This is a genomic window from Chitinophagales bacterium (genome assembly GCA_041392475.1).
In the GTDB taxonomy this organism is placed as follows: domain Bacteria; phylum Bacteroidota; class Bacteroidia; order Chitinophagales; family UBA2359; genus JAUHXA01.
Genome location: JAWKLZ010000001.1, coordinates 321,451 through 346,409 on the forward strand (window position 1 = coordinate 321,451; position 24,959 = coordinate 346,409).

A 24,959-nucleotide genomic window follows, 5' to 3' on the forward strand; every position below is an offset into this window, starting at 1 on the left:
TTAAATTGAGAATAAAAATAAAAAATAATTTAATATTTAAGGAAGTCTGGCATGAAACCCATCAATTTTACTTGCTATATCGGGTTTACGCAAATACTCTGAGAAATACGCTCCCAACTCTTTTATGATGAGAGGAGTAAAAATGCTTGCTTTTGGAAATTGCTTATAAAGTTGATAAAATACGTCAATACCCTCTCTGTTAATTAGTTCTATTAATTGTTCGAAAGTTGGAGCTTTGGAGTTTCCTATTTGATAAGGTGTAAAGTGCCTTTGTGTCCTACCTGGCTGCAATTGCTCACATTGAAGTCCATCTGCACTCATTTTTTCAAAAGCATTTTCTTCAAATAGCTTTTGAGATTGGGGAATCTGTTTGACAAAAGCATCTAAAAAGCAAAGAGTTAATACGCAGGTTTGTTGGTAGTTTTGCCAGACGATGGCAGAATTATCGTGCTTATTTTTGGATTGAAGGGAGGCTGCAATTGCCCCAATTGATACAAAATCATTGTGTGAAACATGCCCTACTTTGCAGTAATAACGCCGAGCATACTGCAAGGTATTCAGCCACGTAAAAGTGGAGGATAAGCGGGCAAATGCCAAAATGGGTGTTTGGAATTGATCTTGTTTGGAAGACAAAATCTCCAATATTTTGGGGTTAGATGTATAAAAATCGTAGTCAATGGTCGTATCCTGTAGTATGGCTGCCTTCAAACTGTTGCGGTAATTTGCATATTTCTCTCCCATAAAACCCAGCACTACTTGCGCTCCGAAACTATGTCCAATCAAGGCAATTTCATTTTCTTTAATGTGAAATTTTCTTTTTTTGTATTGTATAATGATTTCTATATCTGCAATAGAACGCTCCAAATCCCAATCAATCCCTAGTGTTTTGGCGTCCATTGGATGAAAAGAACTACTAACGACTACATAACCCCAACTGGCTAAATATTCCAGCATCAGTGCATTATCATCAATATGGGCATCTAAACCTTGGTGGTAAATAATCATTGGAAATGCTTCCTCCAATACAGGGGCGTTTTTAGTCGCCATGATTTGACTTTGCATCAATTGTTGAAAGCGTTTTTCATCGACTTCTGTCCAATCCTTGTCCTCCTTGCCACTGAAATACAAGCGTGCTTTTTCGATGTGATGGTGTTTCATGCGTTCATGAAAGGATATAAGAGCGGACTCTTTGCTCTCAAAATCCCAATAGTTTTGGTAGCGCATATTGGGTTTTGCAGCTGTTTTTTGAGTAGGATACCATACATTGAGTGGCACTGGGCGGAGTGTAGTCTGATTATCAGGGAAAGAGGTTTGGTAAAAACGCCCTTCATCAAAAATACAATGATATCTAAAGCCCACATTGTAAGGACCATATTGCAGTGGAAGTTGAAGCATACCTATGGACACCAATTAAAATGAATGTAAAAACTAAAATTAAGCAAATAATCGCAGATTTCGTAATGTATTTTTTTGAATCGCAGAATTTGATTCAGCCGCTTAAAAAAAATGATTATCTTGTGCTTACTACATTCTACACCCAAGAATGTAACCATCTTAAAACCTGCATTTTATCAAATATACAAACAATCATTATGGCAAATTTTGACTACATCATTATCGGAGCAGGATCGGCAGGTTGTGTATTGGCGAATCGGCTTTCAACAGATCCATCTATCCAAGTCTTATTATTGGAGGCAGGAGGTCCAGATAGAGATCCACTTATTCACATCCCCAATGGCTATTCCCAATTGTTCAAAAAACCGTATGATTGGGGCTTTTGGACGGAACCACAAGCACAAGTTAACAACCGAAAAATCTATCTTCCTCGTGGTAAAACTTTGGGTGGATGCAGCTCGACCAATGCTTTGGCGTATGTGCGTGGCAACAAAGAAGACTACAATGATTGGGCAAAAATGGGAAATGAAGGCTGGAGTTTTGAAGAAATATTGCCTTATTTCATCCGATCAGAAAACAATGAACAGTTGAATCAAGTAGATAAAGGATATCACGGTAAAAACGGAGAATTGAATATAACCCATGCTACCCGCTTCAAAACACCTTATGGAGATGCTTTTTTGGAAGCTGCAAAACAAGTGGGGATTCCTGAAACTACAGACTACAATGGCGCACAACAAAAAGGAACTTCTTTGCTTCAATTTACCATCAAAGACGGCAAAAGACACAGCGGTGCAACTGCTTTTTTGAAACCTGCTTTGGGTCGCCCCAACCTCACCACTATCACTAAAGCCCATGTTAAACAAGTTATTATAGAAAACGATCGGGCGATTGGAGTAGAATACTTCAAAGGTAAAAAAACAGAAAAAGTATTGGTGAACAAAGAAGTGATTGTATCGGCAGGCAGCTTCAATTCACCTCAGATATTGATGCTTTCGGGCATTGGCGATGCAGAGGAATTGAAAAAACACGGAATCACCTGCAAAAAGGACTTAAAAGGAGTCGGCAAAAACCTGCAAGATCATCTTTTTTATGGTATTTCAGCGACATCCAAACAACAAGAAGGACTCAACCACCACATCAAATTGTGGAACCAATTGAAGGGTTTGGGGCAGTTTTTGTTTAAGAAAACAGGCGTATTTACCGTCAGTCCATTGGAGGCTGTAGCTTTTGTGAATATTGAAGATTATACTTCTGATGAGCGGGTCAATTTCCAATTTCACTTTGCGCCCATGCACGCAGGAAAAGGCTACGACTACGATATGTACGACCCTTACACTCTGCCCAAACACGATGGTTTCACGATTCTCCCCACCTTGTTGCACCCCAAAAGTAGGGGTTATGTCGGTTTGCGGTCTGCCAATCCATTGGATGCGCCGATGATTCAGCCCAACTTTTTGCAGGAAGAGGCGGATTTGAAGCAATTGGTAGAAGGGGGTAAATTGGCATTGGAAATGATGCAACAATCGGCTTTTGATGCCTATCGAAAAGAAATCGTTGCACCTCCAGATTTTAGTTCGGAAGCGGGTATTATTGACCACATCAAAAAATCGGTGGAAACAGTTTACCATCCTATTGGCACCTGCAAAATGGGCAAGGATGAAATGGCAGTAGTAAACGACCAACTGCAAGTACATGGCATTGAAGGACTACGAGTTGTAGATGCTTCGATTATGCCTACCATTGTATCTGGCAATACCAATGCTCCTGCATTCATGATTGCAGAAAAAGCGGCGGACATGATTCTGGGAAAAACACTTGCAGGACGAAAGGGGAAAGACATAATGAAAACGGAAAAAATTTAATCAATGAAAAGCATTTTGGTAACAGGGGCAAACGGACAGCTCGGAATGGCACTACAAAAACTCAGCAGAACGATGCCCAATGCCCATTTTATATTTTGCAGTCGGGAAGATTTGGACATCACCCAACCCAATGATATTCAACAGTACTTTGAGGATTACGATATTGGCGCAGTCATCAACAGCGCAGCTTATACGCAAGTCGATAAGGCAGAAACTGAGCAAAATTTGGCGCATGAAATCAACAGTCAAGGAGTTACAAACTTGGCGAAAGCTTGTGCAAAAGCAGATGCTTGGTTGTTCCATATTTCTACGGATTTTGTCTTCAATGGTCAGCAAAACATTCCCTACAAAGAAAGCGATTTGACCGCACCTATTGGAGCTTATGGTCACAGCAAATTGGAAGGGGAGGAAGCTGCATTGCAGAACCACACTAAAAGTGTGATTTTCAGAACATCTTGGTTGTATTCAACTACGGGACACAATTTTGTGAAAACGATGCTGCGATTGGGCAAAGAACGGGAAAAACTGAATGTGGTCTATGACCAAATTGGCTGCCCGACTTTTGCAGAAGATTTGGCGGTGACTTTGCTGCAAATTCTGCAACAACCCGACAAATTGCAGGGCTGCGAAATTTACCATTTCTCCAACAAAGGTGTGGCGAGTTGGTACGATTTTGCAGTGGCAATCATGCAGCTCGCAAAGATTGAATGTGAGGTGAATCCCATCGAAACGAAAGATTATCCGACTCCCGCTCAAAGACCCAATTTTAGCGTTTTAGATACCCAAAAAATCCGCAATGCATTTGGAATAGAGATTCCTTATTGGAGAGATAGTTTAGAGAATTGTTTGTATATGATGGAGGAAATAAAGTAGAAAACCTCAATTTCAAAAATCATGTACTTAGGTTGGCCAAAGTGTTAATTAAATAGAAGAAAAGTTAAACAGTGCTAAAAAGCGTTTCTTCTGCAATAAGCTGCGTAAATTGATATTTTACTCACCTTATTAAAGCAGCAATATGAAAACAGTTTTTTACGTCCTTTGCAGTCTATTCTTAACTACAACAGTCCTTATCGGGCAAACCGTTACGCAGCCACCAAGCGGTGGCAACCAAAAGAGTTCGGTCACACAATACATTGGCACTCTGGCACACATCACCATTGATTACAGCAGCCCTGATGTCACCTCTCCCCAAGGCGAAGACCGCACAGGTAAAATTTGGGGACAGCTTGTTCCTTGGGGTTTGCAAAACTTGAATTTTGGACTAAGCACAGACGCAAACCCTTCTCCATGGCGTGCAGGAGCCAACGAAAACACCACTTTTCACTTCTCACACGACATGATGGTGCAGGGAAAACCCATCAAAGCAGGTACTTACGGCTTTCATGTCATTCCCAAAGAAACAGGTGCTTGGACGCTCATTTTCTCCAACAATGCTACGGCTTGGGGAAGTTTCTACTACAACCCATCAGAAGATGCCCTTCGAGTAGAGGCAACGCCAACAGAAAGTGAATACCACGAATGGCTCACCTATGAATTTACAGACCGACAGCCTACTAATTGTACAGTTGCCCTCAAATGGGAAAAATTGGCACTGCCAATCAAAATTGAGGTAGCAGATATTCACAAGATGTATGTCGACAATTTCCGAAAAGAACTGCAATCTACGGCGGGCTTCAATTGGCAAGGATGGCAAGCAGCGGCAGCTTATTGCTACCAAAACGATGTCAATTTAGAGGAGGCATTGACTTGGGCGGACAATGCAGTGAATCTTCCTTTTGGGGGAGAAAAGAATTTTACAACGCTTCAAACCAAAGCCAATATTCTGGAAAAGTTGGGCAAAAAAGAGGAAGCAGCAGCGACGATGAAACAAGCGATTGAACATCCAACGGCAGGAGTTTTTCAGGTGCATCAATATGGTCGTCAGTTGATTGCAGAAGGTAAAAAGAAAGAAGCTCTTGAGGTGTTTGAATACAATATGAAAAATTTTGGAGATGTTTGGCCTGTAAGGGTTGGATTAGCAAGAGGCTATTCAGCTTTGGGCGAATATGACAAGGCTTTGGAACACTGCAAAATAGCGTTGGAACGTGCGCCAGACAAATTGAACAAGGATAGTTTGGTAGCTGCTATCGAAAAATTGGAGAAAAAACAGGATATGAATTAATATGAACTTTGGACGAAAGAAGCAAGGTATAAAGAATTGATAATTAAAATCTTAACTTTTGACGTAATTGGTTCTTAGTCAATTCAATTCTTACTTCTTGCGTCTTTGCTCCCTCGTCCAAAGTCTAAAATTAATTGGATTTGAATAGTTAGTGATTGGTGACTGGTAATTTGAACTTAGTCGATTATCAGTCACCGATTCTTCAAAAGCAATAAAAATTTGCTTATATCATTCACCCCATTTTAGAAATTACCCCCGTTTTTTCCAACAACTCCGAAAGCGACATTTGCGTATTCCGAATGTCCTTCCAATCCTTCAATATTATTCCTAAAGTTTCCTCCACAATGGATTTGTCCAAGTGGTCAATGTGCAAAGCCGCCAGAGATTGCGCCCAATCCAAAGTTTCGGCAATACCAGGAACTTTGTCGAGTTTTTGTTGGCGGAGTTGCTGCATAAACTGACAGATTTGCACACCCAACTTTTCGTCAATTTGAGGTACTTTTTGTTGAACGATTTGTATTTCTTTGTCCATTTCGGGATAATCAATCCAAAGGTAAAAACAACGCCTCCGCAAAGCATCCGAAAGATCTCGCACTCTATTTGAAGTAATCACTACCATAGGAATGTGTGTAGCTTGAACTGCTCCCATTTCGGGAATACTGATTTGCCAATCCGACAAAAGTTCCAACAAAAAGCTCTCAAAAGCTTCGTCGGCTCGGTCGACTTCATCAATCAACAAAACGGGTGATTTGTGGCTGCTAATCGCTTGCAGTAAGGGGCGTTTGAGTAGGAATTTTTCATGGAAAATAAAATTTTCCTTTTCTTCAAAAGACCATTGTTCCGTTTCTGCCATTTTCAAGGCAAGCAGTTGGGCTTGATAGTTCCATTCGTACAATGCCTGCTCTGAGCTCAATCCTTCATAACATTGCAGCCGAATTAGATCAGTATCAAACGCTCGTGCCAAAACCTTTGCAATCTCGGTTTTACCAACACCAGGAGGGCCTTCTACAAGAAGCGGACGTTGAAGTTTTTGACATAGAAAAATGGACATCAAAATAGAGGAATCGGCGATATAACCTTGCTTTTGAAGGTTTTCTTTGAGTTTTTCAATGTACGGGTTTTGTTGCATATTCTATAAAAAATGTGGTTCATCGAAGATTTTGAGGTTAAGAGATTTTTGAAGTTCACACTTCAAAAGTATCGGTCATTCCTCTAAAAACTTGGGATGAGCCAAAAATATTTCGGGTTAATATATCATAAAAATCTCCAATAACAGACTTATCAAAACCTGCTATTGGAGATTTCTTATGAAAATGTATGTACTTAAAAATGAAGTATAGACAAGGGTCTATACTATATCAAAGCCGTCAATGCCCTTTTTGCATACACTCCTGCAAGGTGTTTGCGGTATTTTTCATTCGCAAAATGGTCTTGCATAATGGAAACACCATCAGCAGTGTTTGAAGTAGCAACTTCAATGGAATCTGCATTGAGAGGTTTACCCTGCAAAGCATTTTCAATTCCTCCGTCTCGAAAAGGTGTACTGCTTACCCCTGCAAAAGCAACTCTTGCCGTTTTTACAGTACCAATATTTACTTCAACTGCTGCTGCACAACCGACTAAGGCAAAACGAGAAGCAGGTTGAACAAATTTGTGGTAGGTAGAGTTTCGGTTGGCCGCTGACTTGGGAATGTGAATCGCTACAACGATTTCGTTTTCTTCAAGGTCGGTCGCAAACAAGCCTTGAAAAAAATCATCCGCCTCTACTCTGCGTTTGCTCTCCTCACCTTGAATAATAATAGCCGCATTGGCAGCCAACAAAATAGCGGGCCAATCTGCTGAAGGGTCGGCATGAGCGATGCTTCCGCCAATTGTACCAAAATTGCGTACTTGTACATCACCAATCATTTTTGCAGCTTGTGTCACCATCGGAGCGTGTTCTGCCAAAGCGGCATTTTTGGCAATTTCACCATGTGTAGCGCAAGCACCAATAGTAATGCCGTCTGCACTGTCGTGAATTTCTTTGAGTTCTGCAATGCTGGTGATGTCAATCAAATTTTCAGGTTCGGACAAACGCAATTTCATTACAGGAATTAAACTATGTCCTCCTGCCAAAATTTTACATTCGTCCTCGTATTGATTGAGTAGCTGAATCGCTTCAGCTACGGTTTGAGGTTTATGATAGGATACTTTATATGGAACCATTTTATTTACTTTTTTTAGTTATGAATAACATTCCAGACTTTCTGCGAAGTCACAGGCATTTCGATGTCGTGAATACCATAAGGTGACAACGCATCCATGACCGCATTGACCACAGCAGGAGTCGAACCAATACAACCAGCCTCTCCCGCACCCTTTACACCCAATGGATTGTGAGGACAAGGAGTAACAGTTCGTTCTACTTCAAAACTGGGGAAATCATCAGCACGAGGCATTACATAGTCCATGTATGATGCATTGAGCAACTGCCCAGATTGATCGTATATCGTTCCTTCAAACAACGCCTGACCAATACCTTGTGCTACACCGCCATGAATCTGACCATCTACAATCATCGGATTGATTACATTTCCTACATCGTCCACTGCAATGAATCGTTTGAGGGTCACTTTACCTGTTTCTTTGTCAATTTCGACAATGGCAATGTGTGCGCCAAAAGGATAGGTGAAATTGGTTGGGTCGTAAAAACTGGAAAAATCAAGACCAGGTTCTACTCCTGCGGGATAATCGTGTGGTACATAAGCGGTAAGCGAAATATCACCAAAACTAATAGATTTGTCTGTGCCTTTCACTGTCCATTTGCCGCCTGCATATTCGAGGTCTTCTGCTGAACACTCCAACTTGTGGGCTGCAATTTTTGCACCTTTCTCTAGCACTTTTTCAATGCTTTTGACAATCGCACTACCTCCAACCGCAAGGCTTCGAGAACCATAGGTTCCCATACCAAAAGCGACCGATTCGGAATCACCATGCACAACTTCCACATCCTCCAATGGAATCCCAAACTTGTCGGCAACTACCTGAGCAAAAGTCGTTTCGTGTCCTTGACCATGCGAATGTGCACCTGTAAAAACACTCACTTTGCCTGTTGGCTGTACCCTCACTTGTGCCGATTCGTACAAACCTGCTCTTGCGCCCAAAGCACCTACTACTGCCGATGGTGCAATACCACATGCCTCAATATAAGTCGAAAATCCGATGCCCAATAATTTACCGTTTTCACGAGCAGTTTTTTGTTCCGCTCTGAAATCTTCATAACCGACCATCTCTAATGCCTTATACAACACTTCGTGGTAATTTCCGCTATCGTATTGAAGAGCAACCTGTGTTTGATAACCTTCTTGTTCAACACCATCAAAAGGCTGAATGAAATTTTTGAGGCGCAATTCAGCAGGATCTTCTCCCATTTCCAAAGCTGCTGTGTCCAAAAGTCTTTCCAGTAGATAAGTTGCTTCTGGACGACCTGCTCCACGATAGGCATCTACCGCTGTTGTATGGGTAAATACTGCTTCTAAATCTATATGAATGAGGGGAGTAGTGTAAAGTCCTTGCAGCAAAGTACCGTGCAGCCATGTAGGAACGGCAGGTGCAAAAGTGGAAAGATAAGCTCCTAAATTGGCGTAGGTTTTCACCCGCAAAGCAGTGATTTTGCCATCTTTATCAAAACCCATTTCTGCTTTCGTAACGTGGTCACGACCGTGTGCATCTGTCACAAAACTTTCACTTCGTTCTGCTGTCCACTTCACAGGACGCTCCAACTGTTTGGAAGCCCATGTAACCAATGCTTCTTCAATGTAATGGAAAATTTTGCTGCCAAAACCACCTCCTACGTCTGGTGAGACGACTCGAACTTTGTGTTCGGGAATTCCTAGCACAAAAGCACACATCAATAAGCGGGTTAAGTGCGGATTTTGAGAAGTAGTATATAAAGTATATCGGTCATTGTGCGTTTCAAAGTGTCCAATTGCAGAGCGGGGTTCGATGGCATTTGGCACAACTCTTTGATTGATATAATCCAAAGTTGTAACATGATGTGAGGCTTCAATTGCAGCATCTACATCCGCTTTGGGATTACCCAATTCCCAGTCAAAACACAAATTGTTGGGAGCATCTGCATGTACAAGTGGTGCGCCTTCTTCTGTTGCAGCCTTAGCATTTGTCACCGCAGGCAATACTTCATAATCCACCATTACGTTTTCAGCAGCGTCTTTGGCTTGTGCATACGTTTCTGCAATCACTACTGCCACAGCATCTCCTGCATGCAATACTTTTTCGGAAACGAGCAATGGGTGTGGCGGTTCTTTCATGGTATCGCCATTTTTGAAGTTCACTTGCCATCCACAAGGCACTCCATTTATGCCTGATGCTGCAATGTCTTTGCCGGTATAAATTTTGACTACTCCCTCCATTTCTGAGGCACTGGAAATATCTACACTTTTGATATTGGCATGGGCAAAAGGGCTTCTTACAAAATAAGCAAAGGTCATTTGGGGCAAAACAATATCATCGGTATATCTACCTTTGCCCGTAATGAACCTTTTGTCTTCGACACGTTTAACCGAAGTTCCTATAAGGGTCATATTTGTTTGTTTTAGAAAGTTTAGAAAAAATGGTGTGATGCAAGGATTGTAGTAATAGTATTATGGTTATGCACTAATTTTCATAATTATATTACTTTACAATCCCACAGTTCTGTAGTTTTACAATTCTGCGGTCATCTTTTTAGCAGCATATTGAACTGACTTTACAATGTTGTGATAACCTGTACATCTACAAAAATTACCTTCGAGAGCTTCTCGAATTTCATGTTCACTAGGGTTTGCATTGTTGGAAAGTAAATCGGCAGAGGTCATAATCATTCCTGGCGTACAAAAACCACATTGCAGCCCATGTTCCTGATGGAAGCCTTCTTGAAGTGGGTGCAACGTACCATTGGTCGCCATACCTTCAATGGTTTTGACAGACCTACCGTTGGCTTGAACGGCAAGCATGGTACAAGATTTCAAGGCTTTGCCATCCAATAAAACAGTGCAAGCGCCGCAACTACTTGTATCGCAGCCAATATGCGTGCCTGTTAGCATGAGTTCGTCTCGAAGAAACTGAACCAACAACATCCGAGGTTCTACACTTCGGGTATAATTTTTACCATTTACGGTAAGGGAAACTTCAATCTGCATATACTATTAGATTTTTAGGTTTGGTGAGAAAATTTCTTTAAAAATAGGTTATTTGCTAAAAAAAAACAATTTTTACTTGCTAAAAACCAATAAAAAATACCATTCCGTCTTGAAACAACTATTTAATCAAAAAAAGATTTTTATTTTCGATGCTTTTGGCACACTCTTCAAAACGAGTAGCTTTGAAACTGAACTCGAAAAACTTGTTGGTAGCAAATCCTTTGATTTGATTGCTCTGTGGCGCAGAAAACAATTGGAGTACACTTGGCTGTATAATCAAATGCAACAATACATTCCTTTTGATGAAATTACCAAACTTGCTTTGGAGTTTAGTATGCGACACCACAAGATTGAAGATGAAATGGTAAGAAATTTATTATTACCGATTTATGATTGTTCAAATCTGATTGAAGGAACGCTTGAAGCATTGTCTTTTTTGAAAAAGGAAGGGAAAACAGTGGTGATTCTCTCCAATGGCACACCGACTATGCTGCAAAATGGCATTGAAGCGAATGGAATTACCCATTTTATTGACCATTTTTTCTCAGTAGATTCTCTTCAAATTTACAAACCTCATCCATCGGTTTATCAGATGGCATTGGACGAATTGAAAGTAGGGTTTGCAGATTGTTTGTTTTTCTCTTCTAATCAATGGGATGTCGCAGGTGCAAGCACTTTCGGTTTGGATTCGGTCTGGGTGAATCAATATGGAGAGGTTAAAGAGAATTTACCGTATGGCAGGGTTTGGGAGATTGAAGGATTAAAGGTATTGGTATGATTCACTTAACTTTTAGTCAATTGTATAAGTAATAAATATATTTTAATTCGTTAATTTGATATTCAACTATATTGTAGAAGTAACGAGTGACAGTTTCCGCCCTGTGTTGATGACGGCTATGGTGATTGGAAAAGGGATGCAAGAGAATGTGCTTTTGTAAATGGGTGATAGGATTGAAATAAAGGAATAGAGAGGTTTTTGGAATTTAGATTTGGATACAAAAAAAAATACCGACTTTCTGGAGATGGGGGGGAATTTATCTTGTGTTGTTGTCGCTTCAATGGAGTGGGAGTGAGTAGAACTCTTGCCAACAATTTCCAATTTTGGCAAGGGTTGTAATGAGGGTAAACCTATTTTATTTTCAAAGCATCTGTTCAGGCACTTGATTCCCCAATAAAAAAGCTCCTACTGTTCTGTAATTTCCAGTCGAAACCATTCCGTGTTGGGCTACGACTTTTATATCCCGCATCAATTCCTCTAATTTATGATTTTCCCAAATTGCCGAACCACCTGCCAAGCGATAAGCACCACTGACCACTTGTTCCGCCAATTGCAGAGAATGACAAGCAGCCAATCGTATTTTTGCTTTGGAATCAATACTGCACAATCCTTGCTTTGTCTCCAATTCTGCTTCTGCAATCGTATTTTGAAAAAGAGCTATTGCAGCCCAATAAGTACCTTGTAACTTTGCAAATTCTACTTGGATTGTTTCCCTTTGTGCTAATTTTTTGCCTTGACCAAAAGGGCTTTTCACCTGCGCCAAAGTGTTGATTTCCTGCAATGCACGTTTTGCCAAACCCAAACCTACTGATGATACCGCCAAAGAAAGCGCCCCTAAAAAAGAAAAGCGGTACAAAGGTGCATTTATCGTAGGCGTTTCTAATGGAAAAGGACTCCATCGGTTGTTGGGAATGAATACATTTTTTGCGCTGTAATCAATACTGTGTGTACCTTTTAAGCCCAAAACCCGCCAATTGTCGTGCATCTTGATCTCATCGGCTTGAAAAAAAACAAGGGCAGTTCCTACCATTTTTTCGTTTTCCTTCAACAGCACGCCTCCCACAATATGACTGCAATGTGTAATGCCTGAACCCCAAGACCATTTGCCATTCACCTCCAATCCCCCCTCTACTTTTCGGGCAATTCCTGCTGGGCCTGCAAAACCTCCAATCATTGCCTGCTTGTCTCCAAAAAGTTGTGTAGCCATTGAAGGTGGTAAGTAACCTGAAAACAAAGAAGAACAGCTTGTTACACCGATTACCCAAGCCAATGAAGCGTTGTGATAAGCAATGGATTGTAGCATTTGGCTTATTTCTGAAATACTTGCCTGTTCACCACCATACTCTTTGGCAGCCCATTTTTTGACAAGTCCTAAATCTTTGACTATCTGTATGATGTCTTTGGGGATATTTCGCAGAGATTCGATTTCAGTTTTTCTGTTTTCAGCTTCCTGGGCAATAGAAATAATAGGATCAATTGACATTCGAGTTTGTTTTTGGAGAAAGAAAGTTCACTGCCCAAAATACATTTTCTCAATCATTCTTCAATGCTGCCCTCAAAAAATCCTTCAAAATTTCTACTTGCTCATGCCCGAGTTTCTCACCATATCTACTGGTCAAATAGGCAGAGGACATTAGCACAAAAGCAATAGGCAGCCCAAACAAGGCGATTGAAAACTCCCCCAAAGACCATTTGGACAAACCATACAGGCTGACCATCAAACCAATGATGCCAATGACCGCATAAATGAATAAAAACAGCGTCCAAACTGCAGGTCGAGGTCCGATTATTCCACGAACCAAGCTGCCCTTTTCTTTTTCCTCGTCTTCTTCTACTTCAAGGTGTAGTTGAGGTGACCAATAATGTCTGTCTTTAATGGGAATATCCAAGATAACATGGTGTGTAACTACACTTCCTTTGCAGGGAGCATTGTCCTCATTTAGTTTGAGTTGTATTTTTTCAAGAATACGCTCAACTGAGTAAGGGACATTGAATGAAAATCGAGGACGAAGGTGAAGTTCATCTGGATTGAACGGATAATCAAGCATATTTCTATGTGTTTTTGGACTTGGAAATAAGCAGGATGGCACTACAATATAAACAAAAACTGAAAGTTAAAAAACAAAGCTTATGAGATGGCGATATCAATTTACCTTTTTTGGGCAAAATGAACCCAATGCTGAAAAGTTTGTATATTCGGACATTGGACAGATAAATGGCTTACTATTTGATGAATAAAGACTGTGTGTGATAAAACTACTGAATGAATTTGGTAGTTATGATTGAAATATAAAACCCCAACAAACGAACAAAAAAACAACATGCAACAGACAATTTTAGTTACAGGTGGAGCAGGATTTATTGGCTCTCACGTATTGGATTTGATGGTTAATAAGTACTCTGATTACCAGTTTATTAATTTGGATGCTCTCACCTATGCGGGCAATCTCGAAAACCTCAAAAGCATCGAAAATGCACCGAATTATACCTTTGTGAAAGGCGACATTACGGACAATGATTTTGTGCAGAACCTTTTTGAACATTACCAATTTACGGGCGTGATTCACTTGGCGGCAGAATCACATGTTGATCGCTCAATTATCAGCCCAACGGATTTTATCTATACCAATATTGTAGGAACGGTGAATCTGTTGAACGCTGCCAAAAATTTGTGGAATGGAAATTATGAAGGAAAGCGATTCTATCAGGTTTCGACGGACGAAGTATATGGTAGTTTGGGAGCAGAAGGTTTGTTCACCGAAACAACCGCTTACGATCCTCGTTCGCCTTATTCGGCTTCCAAAGCAAGTGCCGATCATTTGGTGCGAGCCTATTGGCATACCTATCATTTGCCCGTAGTCGTTTCGAACTGCTCCAACAATTATGGCCCTTATCAGTTTCCCGAAAAGCTATTGCCGCTTGCCATCAACAACATCAAACAGGGTAAAAATATTCCGATTTATGGAGATGGAAAATACACCCGTGATTGGCTTTGGGTCAAAGACCATGCGGCTGCAATAGACTTGATTTTCCACGAAGGAGTTACCGCCGAAACCTATAATGTGGGCGGCAACAATGAATGGAAAAACATCGACCTCATTCACCTCCTCTGCAAAATTATGGACGAAAAATTGGGACGACCGAAAGGTGAAAGTGCTAAACTCATTACATTCGTTCGTGACCGTGCGGGACACGACCGCCGCTATGCGATTGATGCTTCCAAAATCAAACGTGAATTGGATTGGGAACCTTCCTTGACCTTTGAAGAAGGATTGGAGAAAACGGTGGATTGGTATTTGGCAAATGAAGAATGGCTGGACAATGTAACTTCTGGGGCATACCAGCAGTATTATGAACAACAGTATGTGTAGTATGTTGATTAATAATAGTTTTTATAAAAAAGAATAAGGCTCGAAAAGAACCTCAATGAATTTCATTGAGGTTTTTTATGTGCCTTATAAACGCAAATACATGGGTTTTGCAGTGAGTTAAAGCACAGTCATATTTTTGAAACAACAATTCACAAATCCAATTTCATCTGTGCGTCTTCCGAAAATTCTATAAAAGCGTAAATATCCTTCAATGAGATTTCTGCATCAATGGAATGAATGTGAATATTTTCCTCCAAACCTATCGCATGAGAAATGTGCCAATGCTCCCTATTCTCCTAATAATAGCCTTCTACAAAGGGTTGGTCTTGGTGGACTAAAATGTATTCTCGGAAGGAAGGCAGGGATTTGTAAAATCGGAACTTTGCTCCCCTATCAAAAGCAGCTGTGCTGGGAGACAATACTTCTACAATTAGCTTGGGATTGGTAATGACATCTTTCCGTTTTGCATAGAATTCTAGTTTATCGCATACGACCATTGCATCTAGATAAACACCTCTATTTACAGATTCGATATAGACCTTTAAATCACTCATAAAGGGGCGGCAATTTCCCTCTTTGCTGCGTAAAACGAATGATAAACTTGAATATACATTTCCACAAATGTTATTGTGATTTGGAGAACCTCCCGCCATTGCCCACACAAATCCATCGTGGTATTCGTGCTTTGCTTCGGATTGTTCCTCCAATTCCAAATAATCAGAAAAGCTAATTTTTTTTCGTGCTAAATTCTGCATAATTGATAAATGGTCATTTGGTTGTGATAAACTAAGATAAGAGTTTTTTGCTTGTTTTTTCTTGATTTTAAGACCTATCCCATCTCGCTCTATTGTTTTGAAGCGGTTCTAAGCAGTTGTTGAAGCAAATCAAGCCACCTTAAAAAAGCAAAAAGGAACGAAATAATTGCTAACTTTGTTAAACTTAACAATTCAAGCGAATGGAAATAATCAAAATCTACAAACCTTCATTGTAATTGTAAAACTAAACGTATATGAGCAACACAGATACCCATACCTCTTTGAATTTCATTGAAGAAATCATCGAAGGTGATTTAGCAACAGAAAAATATGATGGACGGGTTCACACTCGATTCCCACCCGAACCCAATGGTTACATACACATTGGACATGCCAAGTCTATATGTCTAAATTTTGGTATTGCCCAGAAATACAATGGTTTGACCAACCTTCGATTTGACGATACCAACCCTGTCACCGAAGAAACAGAGTATGTAGATGGCATCATGAACGATGTGCGTTGGTTGGGTTTTGACTGGGAAGATAGGCTGTATTATGCTTCTGATTATTTCCAACAATTGTATGATTTTGCAGTAGAACTCATCAAAAAAGGCAAGGCCTACGTAGATGATTCAACGAAAGAGGAAATTGCCGAACTGAAAGGTACGCCCACCGAAGCAGGTACTCCAAGCCCTTATAGAGACCGCTCGGTTGAAGAAAATCTCGATTTATTTGAGCGGATGAAAAACGGCGAATTTCCAGATGGCAGCAAAATTTTGCGGGCCAAAATTGACATGGCTTCTCCCAATATGCACATGCGAGATCCTATTTTGTATCGCATCAAACAGCAACCGCCTCACCACCGAACAGGTGATGCTTGGTGCATTTATCCGATGTATGACTATGCTCACTGTATATCAGATGCCATTGAAGGGATTACCCATTCGCTCTGCACCTTAGAGTTTGAAGTGCATCGTCCTTTGTACGATTGGATTTTGATAGAATTGGGAACTTATCGTCCACAGCAAATAGAGTTTGCTCGGCTCAACATCAGCTACATGATTATGAGCAAGCGAAAACTGCGTCAATTGGTCGAAGAAAACTACATCAATGGATGGGACGACCCTCGAATGATGACCATTGCAGGTCTGCGTCGGCGGGGCTATACACCTGCTTCTATTCGCAACTTTGCTGATAAAGTTGGGATTGCGAAGCGGGAGAACGTGGTTGATATGGCCTTATTGGAGTTTTGTATCAGAGAAGATTTGAACAAAATTGCACCAAGAGTAATGGCGGTTTTGGATCCATTGAAGGTAGTGATTACCAACTATCCCGAAGGTCAAACCGAAGAAATGGAAGCCGATAACAACCCTGAAGATGAAAATTCGGGTACTCGCATCATTCCTTTCAGCCGAGAAATTTACATTGAACGAGACGACTTTATGGAAAATGCGCCTCGCAAATATTTTCGTTTATCGGTTGGTAAAATGGTGCGTTTGAAAAATGCTTACATCATTCAATGTGATGAAGCCATCAAGGACGAAAATGGTGAAATTGTGGAGCTTCGATGCTCTTATATTGAGAACAGTCGAAGTGGTTCGGATACAAGTGGGCTGAAGGTAAAAGGTACAATTCACTGGGTTTCAATTTCTCATGCCATTGAAGCAGAGGCTCGTATGTACGACCGATTGTTTACCGTAGAAGACCCTGATGGTCACAAAAAGGATGGAAAAACATTCTTGGACTTTTTGAATCCCAATTCATTGGAGGTTTTGTCCAAGATTTATGTAGAACCAAGTTTGAAGGGTGCAGCACCTTTGACACACCTGCAATTCATGCGTAAGGGCTACTTCAATGTCGACCCCGATTCAACGGATGAAAAAATGGTTTTTAACCTCACCGTTCCTTTGCGAGATTCTTGGGCAAAGCAACAGAAATAGAATGTCTTCAATATCAACGAATTGAAAAATGAATCAATAGCGAGGGGTGGAAATCCTTCGCTATTGTTGTTTTTTGTAAACTCAATACTATGATGGTCAATTTGTTTTATCCTTTCTTGATTTTTCTTGCTGTCAACATTCGGGCGTTTTACCTCATGTTTCAGGATAAAAAAACTTCAAGAGCCAATAATGGGATGTCGGGCGAAGGTAGGGTTTCGGAGGCAAGTTTGTTTTTGAACTCGCTGCTGATGGGATTTGTCGGAATAGGGCTTGCAATGTTGGTATTGAGGCACAAAATCAGAAAACCTTATTTTGTTTGGGGCGTTCCTTTGACTGCAATCTACAATGTCTTGCTGTTCTTTTTGTTAATGGAAAAACTAACAGAAGATTACGCCTGGCAGTTCGTTTTTAATCTGCCTTAATCCTCACAATATTTGCTCAGCATTTGCAGGGCTTCATAATTACCCAAACTTTCAGCGAGTTTCCAGTCCGCACAAGCCGCTTGAGTGCGGTTAAGGCGGTGTTTGGCATTTCCTCTTCTCAAAAAAGCATCTTGATTTTTTCGGTCAATGTTGACGATTTGTGTAAAATCTCGAATGGCACCCTCATAATCACCTGACACAAATTTGAAGTTGGCACGAGCGCCATACGCTTCAATGTATTCAGGATCAATCTCCAATGCTTTGTCAAAATCAGCCAATGCGCCTTTATTATCATCCATTAGCCGCTTGGTGCTTGCTCGGTTGATAAATGCCTGTTTGAGTTCAGGGTTCAGTGCGATTGCCTTATTGCAGTCTTTTAATGAGGCTTGAAGGTCGTTGAACAAGACTCTGTGAATAATGCTTCGGTTGCTGTATGCCTTGCTGTATTTGTCGTCAATAGAGAGAGCCTTGTTGTAATCGTCCAATGCTGCTCGGTATTTACCCAAAAAATACATGGAATTTCCCCGATAATTGTAGGCATCAATATAGTCCTTGTCGAGTTTGATTACTTGGTCAAAATCCTTGATAGCCATATCATACTGTTGCAATTCATACTTTGCATAACCTCTGAAATACCAGCAGTTTATCAGACTTGGGTCCAACCGAATAGCCGTATCATAATCTGCAATAGCATCTTCAAATCGTTTGAGGCGGTACTTAGCATCCCCTCGATTGTCGTAGGATTTGGCAAATTCAGGATCCAACGCAATCGCTTCTGTATGGTCACTGATAGCCTCCTCATATTTGCCCAGAATATATTTACAATAACCCCGATAGTAGAAAGCACTCACATTTTCTGGGTTCAATTGTACGGCTTTGGTATAATCGCTGATAGCCTCTCGAAACTTTTGCTGTTTGAATCGACAGTTTCCTCGATTGTTGTAAGCAATCGCAAAGGTAGGGTCAATGGCAATGACTTCGGTATAATCTATCTCTGCTTGCTTGTATTGCTTGAGTTTGTACTTGGCATCTGCCCTCACATTGAAGGCTTTGGCATGTCCACTTTCTAAGTTTACGGCTTTAGTTGCATCTGCAATCGCCTCTTCCAGCCTATCCAAACGGTATTTAGACAAGGCTCGAAAATAGTAAGAATCTACTTCATTGGGCATTTGCTGAATCGCATAATTGAAGTCACTAATGGCTGCCTCGTATTTTCTCTGCATAAAATTGGCATAGGCACGGTAAAAATAGGCTTTGCTGTAATTGGGGTCTATCTGCAATAAATGGTTGAAATCCTTCAAACAAGCTGCAAAATCGTCCGTTTTGAAGTACAATACACCTCGGTAATAATAGGCATTGGTATTTTTGGGATCCAATTTTATCGCCATATCGAAGTCTTTGAGAGCAGCTATGTTTTTCCTTTGTTGGTACAAAACATTGCCCCGATTTCCGTAAGCAATCGAATATTCGGGGTCCAACTCAATCGCCTTGTCAAAATCTATTTTTGCAGCATCATATTGCTGCAATTGATAGTAAGTCAAACCTCGGTTGTTCAATGCTTCCTTGTATTGTGGCTGCAAACTCAGTGCTTTATTGAAGTCAATCACAGCAGCGTCATATCTCTTTAAATCATATTTGGCATTTGCACGATTGTAATATCCTTGAGCGTATAAAGGGTTGACATTGATTGCCTGAGAAAATAAACTAATGGCAGCCTCATAGTCGCCCTTTTTGGCTTTGTTGCTACCTTTTTGGTTGAGTTCTTCTACGTTTTGAGCATACGTTGCTTGAAAAATCGTGAAGCACAACAAAAAAAAGAAAGCTTGGTATAAGGTGTTGAGTATGTTATTTTTTGGTAAATAGATAAATCTATTGGCGTATAGCTTTTTCATGGAAATAAAAACATTTTTTGGCGTTTACTAATTGCTTTGATTTAATAGCAAGAAATATGCTAAATTTTCAAAGATAGCAAAAGAGAATCGAAATTGAGAGCGAAGGATTTCAAAGAAAAGTTAAATTTTAGAAAACTATGGTTCTGTGACAATTTTTGTGGAAGCAATAAGGACTTTGGAAGTTTCATTTTATAAGAGGTTAATTTTTAGCGAAATAGTTTTTGATTTTGTAAGCAGCAAACTTCCGAAGTCTCAAATCGCAGATTTTGTCAAAGGACCAAAACTATTTGCATTTCTCTAGCCATTTTTTGGCTTGACCATTATTTGGATTCAAAGAAAGCAAATGCTCTAAATCAGGCTTTGCCAGTTCACAATTATTGAGTGTCAGGTAAGTAGCCGCACGATTCAGCAAAACATCTTTGTGGTCGGGATCAATTTCTAATGCCTTTGCAAAATCCTGCAAAGCTGCGTTGTAGTTCTTTTTTTGGAAATTTACAGCCCCTCTATTGCCATACGCATTGCCGTATTCGGGATTCATGTCGATAGATTTGTTGTAGTCTGCAATGGCTAAATCTAACTGTTGTGCAGCAAAATATACATTCCCTCGATTCGTATAAGCGTCTGCTCTTTCAGGACTCAATGCAATTGCCTTTGTATAGTATTCGAGCGATTTGGCGTTTTGACCCATTTGACTATAGAGCAGTCCCATATTGTAAAAAATATCGTAGTTTTCCTTGATATTCATGGCTTTGGTATAATCCTGTAATGCCAAATCATTCTGTCCCAATTCTCGATAGATATTTCCACGATTGATGTACCCATTTGCATCACTTGGTTTCACTTCAATCGCCTTCGTAAAATCTGCAATGGCGTTTTGGTTGTTGTTTAGGAGTTGGTGAATACCCGCTCGATTGAAGTAGGCTTCAAAACAATTGCAAACTTCGGCAGCCTTATCAAAATCCTGCAATGCCTTGTCATACTCCTTTTTGTCTCGGTAAAAACTTCCTCTATTGATGTAAACTTTATAGTCATCTCCATCCAATTGAAGGGCATTTTCAAACTCCTGCATGGCCAAATCGGGATTGATTTTTTTGTAGATATTGGCTCTTGCCGAAATTGCCTCTTGATAGCCAGGATCCAATTGAATGGCTTTGGAGTAATCGTTCAGTGCTTCATTGTTTTGATTCAGTTGCTCATAGGCCAATCCTCGACTGTAATAAAAAAGTGCTCTTGTCGGATGAATACGAATGGCGGTTGAATAATCAGTCAATGCCTTTTTATAATCTCGTTCATCATTGAAGTAATAAGTCGCCCGATTCATGTAGCCGATCCAAGCAGTATCAGGAAACTTTGTCAATACTTTGTCCCACAGTATTTTACTGTTGTTCCAAGTCCTCGTTTGTTGAAAAGTGGCCACCAAAAATACCATGGCATACAAACCGAGCGCACCTTTGGCCAAATTCTGCCACATCTTGCCAGTAGGGTCTTTTCTTTGGAGGAGGTGGTGGAAACCCATTGCTAAAATAAACAACAGACCGATATAAGGAATATAGGTATAACGATCTGCTACAATAGCCACCCCAACAGATATGAACTGCAAAACCAACGCCACCGTTACCGCATAAAACGACAAACCAAACAAAGGAATTTTGCTTTTGGAATAGGTGTAAACTGCCGCTGCAAACAAGCCCAAAACAACTAAGGGAGCAGCAAGAAAAGTAGAAGGCAAGTCGTCAGGATAAGGGTAATAGGCGACTAAGTTGATGGGAAAGAAGAACTTACCTATATAGTTGAGAAAACCATAAGCAGCATACGCAAATCGTTCACCCGGCGAAAATGCTTCAAACTCATTGATAGCACCTGCTTCTTTTTGAATGTTGAGGGCAATAAATCCAAAAATCAAGGAAATAACAAAAAATGGTACTTTTTCAAGTAGCGTTTGTTTCAAAATTGCAGGATTATTTTTCTGCAATCTAATCCGATTCAGGTAGATATCCAACAAGACCATTACCACAGGAACTGTCACAGCTACTGCTTTGGACAGTAGTGAAAGCATGAAAAATAGCAGCATATAAGCCAGATATTTGTGGGTAGCCTGGGGCTTTTTTTGAATTTTTGGAGAAGTCAAGCGTTTTTTATGGAAAACATGCCGCGTATAAGCGACCAAAGCGGCCAAATAGAAAAAGGCGTGCAAAACATCTTTGCGCTCCGAAATCCAGGCCACCGATTCTACGTGCATCGGGTGAATCCCAAAAAATAAGGCTACAATCCCCGCAACTTCTATTTTTCGGTTGCTAATCAAGTAGATAAAATAAAAAACAAGTGTGGTGTTGAGGAGATGTAGCAAAACATTGGTGAAATGGTACAAAAACGGTTTCATTCCAACTAGTTGATATTCAATTGCCAAACTGAGCATGGTCAAAGGGTGATAATTTCCTGCGACGGGTTTGGTGAAAATAGCTCCCAAATCGAATTTTTTGACAAAAGTATTGTCCCGCAAGTAATAAGGATCGTCCCAATTGACAAATCCATTGAAAAGAGCAGGCAGATAGGCGAGAAGGGTCAGAACCAATGCTGTACCCAACCAATATTGCACCTTTTGATTTTTCCACCATACCTTGCGCTTACGTGTGCGAGGACTTGCCGTTGCAGAGTTTTGAGCCTGTTTGGTGGGCGAACCAATTCGTTGGGGTTTATTTTTTTTATTTGACATCAATCAAAGAATCTGTTTTTTTGAATTTCCTAATTTCCCTTCAATTTATCCGCCGCCGCCTCTTCATTTCTACCCATAGCCTGCAATATGTCGGCACGAGTCAGATAAAAAGCCTTTTGATTGGGCTGCAAAGCAATCAATTGGTTCAAATCTGCCAAAGCTTTGTCGTATTGCTGCAATTTGAAGAAAGCCTGTCCTCGCCAATGATAAGCACTCACATTGAAGTTATCGGGTTTCAATTCTATATAAGTAGTTAAATCTTCCGATGCTTTGTCGAATTGCTGCAAAGTCATGTAAGTAGCAGCCCGGTTCATCAAGGCATCAGTGTATTTTTCATCCAGTTCAATGGCTTTGTCGAAATCTTGGATAGCCAAATCATACTGCTTTTTTTGGAAATATGCTGCCCCTCGGTTGCCATAAGCCTTATCGTATTCGGGATTGAGGGAAATGGATTGATTGTAGTCTGCCATTGCCAAATCTACCTGTCCAGCTTGAAAATAAATGTTGCCACGATTGGTATAAACATCTGCAAAATCGGGTTTGAGGGAAATAGCAGTATTGTAATCCTCCATCGCCTTGTCCGATTGACCCATTTGACCATACAAAATACCCCGATTGAAGTAGTTTTCATGGTTTGGATTCAGTTCAATCGCTTGATTGTAATCCGCCATTGCCGCTTCATTATTTTTCATATCTCTATAAACATTGCCTCGATTCATAAATACTTTTGCATCCTTTGGCTTCAATTGCAGCGCACGAGCATAGGCTTCAAGCGCAAGTTCGTATTGTTTTTGTTCAGCATACACATTACCTAAGTTATAGTGTGCCATATCATGATTGGGCATCAGCGAAAGGGCTTTTTCATAGTCTTTTTGTGCTTTTTCAGGTTGGTCGTGATTGGAGTAGTAAGCTCCTCGACTGTTGTAAGCCTTCGGATCTTTGGGATATTTTAGCATCACATCACTCCAAAGGGTTTCACTGTTTTTCCAAACCTTGCAGCGTTCAAAGGTTTGATAGGTAAAAATCAAAGCTGCAAAACCTAAAATTCCCGTTGCGATATTCCGCCACAAAGCCCAAGAACTGCTTTTTTGCTGCATCAACTGATGGTAGCCATATCCCAAAATCAGCAACAAACCAATGTAAGACAAGTAGGTATATCTTTCGGCTACCAAAGCACTTCCGACAGTAATAAATTGAAGCACCAAAGCGACTGTAATGGCATAGAAAAACAAACCAAAAAAGGTCATTCGCTGTGATTTGAGTGTATAAATAGCAGCACCCCAAAGAGCTGCGACGCCCAATGGTGCTATCCAAAAAATAGGAGTGAGTTGTCCTGTGAGGTTGGGATAGGGATGGTAAGATGATAAATGTATGGGTAAGAATAACTTAGCGATGTAGTATAAAAAACCATAAGAAGCATAGCCCAATCTCGAAATCAATCCAAAACGACCTAAATCACTGACCGCACCACTATCTGTTTGGATATAAAGGGCTGTAATACCAAAAAGTAGGGCAATGATGAAAAACGGGAGTTTTTCGAGAATAGCCTGTTTTTGAATTCGTCGTTTTTTGAGGAAGTCAATGCCCAGCAAAACGACTGGAAAAACAACTGCCATCCCCTTTGACAAGAGTGAAAACAAGAAAAACAGTAAGGTATAAATATAGTATTTTTGAGGATTGGCTCGTTTCCCCTTAGCTTTGGCTGCAAAGTGTGTCAAATACTTCAGATAAGTAATCATTGCTGCCAAAAAGAAACAGGTATATAATACGTCTTTGCGCTCCGAAACCCATGCTACGGATTCAACGTGCATCGGGTGAATCCCAAAAAATAAACTTGCAACGGCTGCTATCGTTAGATTGCGGCGGGTAAGCAGATAGGTGAAGTAGAACACCAAAAAGACATTCAACAAATGTAAGAGGACATTGAAGAGGTGGTAACTGAAAGGAGATAATCCAGAAATTTGATAGTTAATGGCAAGGCTTAGAATTGTCAAAGGATGGTAGTTTGCCGCTACCTCTGTACTAAATATTTTTATCAAACCGCTGGGAGATATATCTTGAATCAGTTTAGAGTCAGTGACATATAATTGGTCGTCCCAATTGTTGAACTCTCCACTAAGGGCAGGAATATAGGCTATGAAGGTAATCGCCAATATTGCAGCCAATGACCACTGTACGGTTTTATCTTTCCACCAATTAGATGCCCTCTGTCTGTGTTTTGGAGAGGCAGATGTATTTTGTTGTTTTGTTTGTACTGACTTCTTTTTTGAGCGTGCCATCCTTTAAATCAAAAGGTAAAATAAAACGTGAAGATAGCAGAAATTGGATAAAAATTAATCATTTGAGTGGAGTCTGAAATAGGGAAAGGAACTATCTTCTTTTTTACTCTACCTAAAAAAACTGAACATTTTCCATAAAATAATGTTAATTTGCATCTTGTTTTCACTCACCGTATTGTAAAAAACAAGTTATTAAGTTCGGTAACTT

Annotated in this window: 18 protein-coding genes; 7 read left to right on the plus strand and 11 right to left on the minus strand. The window is 40.4% G+C overall.

Translation table 11 applies throughout. The features are described 5' to 3' along the window. Positions 1-36 precede the first annotated feature (36 nt). A complete protein-coding gene (locus R3E32_01130) occupies positions 37-1,395 on the minus strand; it encodes a DUF1749 domain-containing protein (protein ID MEZ4883307.1) in 1,359 nt (452 codons plus the stop codon). Positions 1,396-1,592: 197 nt separating this feature from the next. Between R3E32_01130 and R3E32_01135 the strand changes: the two genes are divergently transcribed. From R3E32_01135 to R3E32_01145, 3 genes are all read left to right on the plus strand, one after another. Continuing rightward, positions 1,593-3,260, plus strand: coding sequence for a GMC family oxidoreductase N-terminal domain-containing protein (locus tag R3E32_01135; protein MEZ4883308.1), 1,668 nt, complete (start codon positions 1,593-1,595; stop codon positions 3,258-3,260). Between the two features lie 3 nt (positions 3,261-3,263). Further along, positions 3,264-4,133, plus strand: a complete 870-nt coding sequence (rfbD, locus tag R3E32_01140; GenBank protein MEZ4883309.1) for a dTDP-4-dehydrorhamnose reductase — start codon at positions 3,264-3,266, stop codon at positions 4,131-4,133. A gap of 142 nt (positions 4,134-4,275) precedes the next feature. After that, positions 4,276-5,421, plus strand: a complete 1,146-nt coding sequence (locus tag R3E32_01145; GenBank protein ID MEZ4883310.1) for a DUF2911 domain-containing protein — start codon at positions 4,276-4,278, stop codon at positions 5,419-5,421. 232 nt (positions 5,422-5,653) lie between these two features. Here R3E32_01145 and R3E32_01150 read toward each other — a convergent pair whose 3' ends face one another. The 4 genes from R3E32_01150 to R3E32_01165 all read right to left on the minus strand — a co-directional run bounded on the left by R3E32_01150 (position 5,654) and on the right by R3E32_01165 (position 10,601). After that, positions 5,654-6,550, minus strand: coding sequence for a MoxR family ATPase (locus R3E32_01150; protein ID MEZ4883311.1), 897 nt, complete (start codon positions 6,548-6,550; stop codon positions 5,654-5,656). A 224-nt stretch (positions 6,551-6,774) separates the two neighbouring features. Further along, a complete protein-coding gene (locus R3E32_01155) occupies positions 6,775-7,626 on the minus strand; it encodes a xanthine dehydrogenase family protein subunit M (protein ID MEZ4883312.1) in 852 nt (283 codons plus the stop codon). A gap of 14 nt (positions 7,627-7,640) precedes the next feature. Next, complete coding sequence (locus R3E32_01160; GenBank protein MEZ4883313.1) at positions 7,641-10,004, minus strand: xanthine dehydrogenase family protein molybdopterin-binding subunit; 2,364 nt, start codon at positions 10,002-10,004, stop codon at positions 7,641-7,643. Between the two features lie 120 nt (positions 10,005-10,124). Continuing rightward, entirely contained in the window at positions 10,125-10,601 is a 477-nt protein-coding gene (locus R3E32_01165; protein ID MEZ4883314.1) for a (2Fe-2S)-binding protein, read from the minus strand. Positions 10,602-10,710: 109 nt separating this feature from the next. Between R3E32_01165 and R3E32_01170 the strand changes: the two genes are divergently transcribed. Then, positions 10,711-11,379, plus strand: coding sequence for a haloacid dehalogenase type II (locus tag R3E32_01170; protein MEZ4883315.1), 669 nt, complete (start codon positions 10,711-10,713; stop codon positions 11,377-11,379). 361 nt (positions 11,380-11,740) lie between these two features. On the opposite strand, the gene R3E32_01175 is transcribed toward R3E32_01170, so the two are convergent. Both R3E32_01175 and R3E32_01180 read right to left on the minus strand, forming a co-directional pair. Then, entirely contained in the window at positions 11,741-12,862 is a 1,122-nt protein-coding gene (locus R3E32_01175) for an acyl-CoA dehydrogenase family protein (protein ID MEZ4883316.1), read from the minus strand. Between the two features lie 49 nt (positions 12,863-12,911). Continuing rightward, positions 12,912-13,427 (minus strand): hypothetical protein, encoded by a 516-nt coding sequence (locus tag R3E32_01180; GenBank protein MEZ4883317.1) that lies wholly within the window; start codon positions 13,425-13,427, stop codon positions 12,912-12,914. 273 nt (positions 13,428-13,700) lie between these two features. Here R3E32_01180 and rfbB point away from each other — a divergent pair, with 273 nt between their 5' ends. Further along, positions 13,701-14,750, plus strand: coding sequence for a dTDP-glucose 4,6-dehydratase (gene rfbB, locus R3E32_01185; GenBank protein MEZ4883318.1), 1,050 nt, complete (start codon positions 13,701-13,703; stop codon positions 14,748-14,750). A 296-nt stretch (positions 14,751-15,046) separates the two neighbouring features. Here rfbB and R3E32_01190 read toward each other — a convergent pair whose 3' ends face one another. After that, positions 15,047-15,505: a Uma2 family endonuclease gene (locus tag R3E32_01190; protein MEZ4883319.1), complete on the minus strand. Its 459-nt coding sequence runs from the start codon at positions 15,503-15,505 to the stop codon at positions 15,047-15,049. Between the two features lie 254 nt (positions 15,506-15,759). On the opposite strand from R3E32_01190, the gene R3E32_01195 reads away from it, so the two are divergent. Together R3E32_01195 and R3E32_01200 are read left to right on the plus strand one after the other, a co-directional pair. Beyond that, positions 15,760-17,445, plus strand: coding sequence for a glutamine--tRNA ligase/YqeY domain fusion protein (locus R3E32_01195; GenBank protein MEZ4883320.1), 1,686 nt, complete (start codon positions 15,760-15,762; stop codon positions 17,443-17,445). A gap of 89 nt (positions 17,446-17,534) precedes the next feature. Next, the gene (locus R3E32_01200) at positions 17,535-17,867 is read left to right on the plus strand and encodes a DUF1294 domain-containing protein (GenBank protein ID MEZ4883321.1); all 333 of its coding nucleotides are present in this window, start codon (positions 17,535-17,537) and stop codon (positions 17,865-17,867) included. On the opposite strand, the gene R3E32_01205 is transcribed toward R3E32_01200, so the two are convergent. From R3E32_01205 to R3E32_01215, 3 genes are all read right to left on the minus strand, one after another. Next, entirely contained in the window at positions 17,864-19,759 is a 1,896-nt protein-coding gene (locus R3E32_01205; GenBank protein MEZ4883322.1) for a tetratricopeptide repeat protein, read from the minus strand. The two genes, R3E32_01200 and R3E32_01205, sit on opposite strands and share 4 nt — an antisense overlap. Positions 19,760-20,042: 283 nt before the next feature. Next, entirely contained in the window at positions 20,043-22,472 is a 2,430-nt protein-coding gene (locus R3E32_01210; GenBank protein MEZ4883323.1) for a tetratricopeptide repeat protein, read from the minus strand. 29 nt (positions 22,473-22,501) lie between these two features. Continuing rightward, positions 22,502-24,751, minus strand: a complete 2,250-nt coding sequence (locus R3E32_01215) for a tetratricopeptide repeat protein (GenBank protein ID MEZ4883324.1) — start codon at positions 24,749-24,751, stop codon at positions 22,502-22,504. Positions 24,752-24,959: the final 208 nt, after the last annotated feature.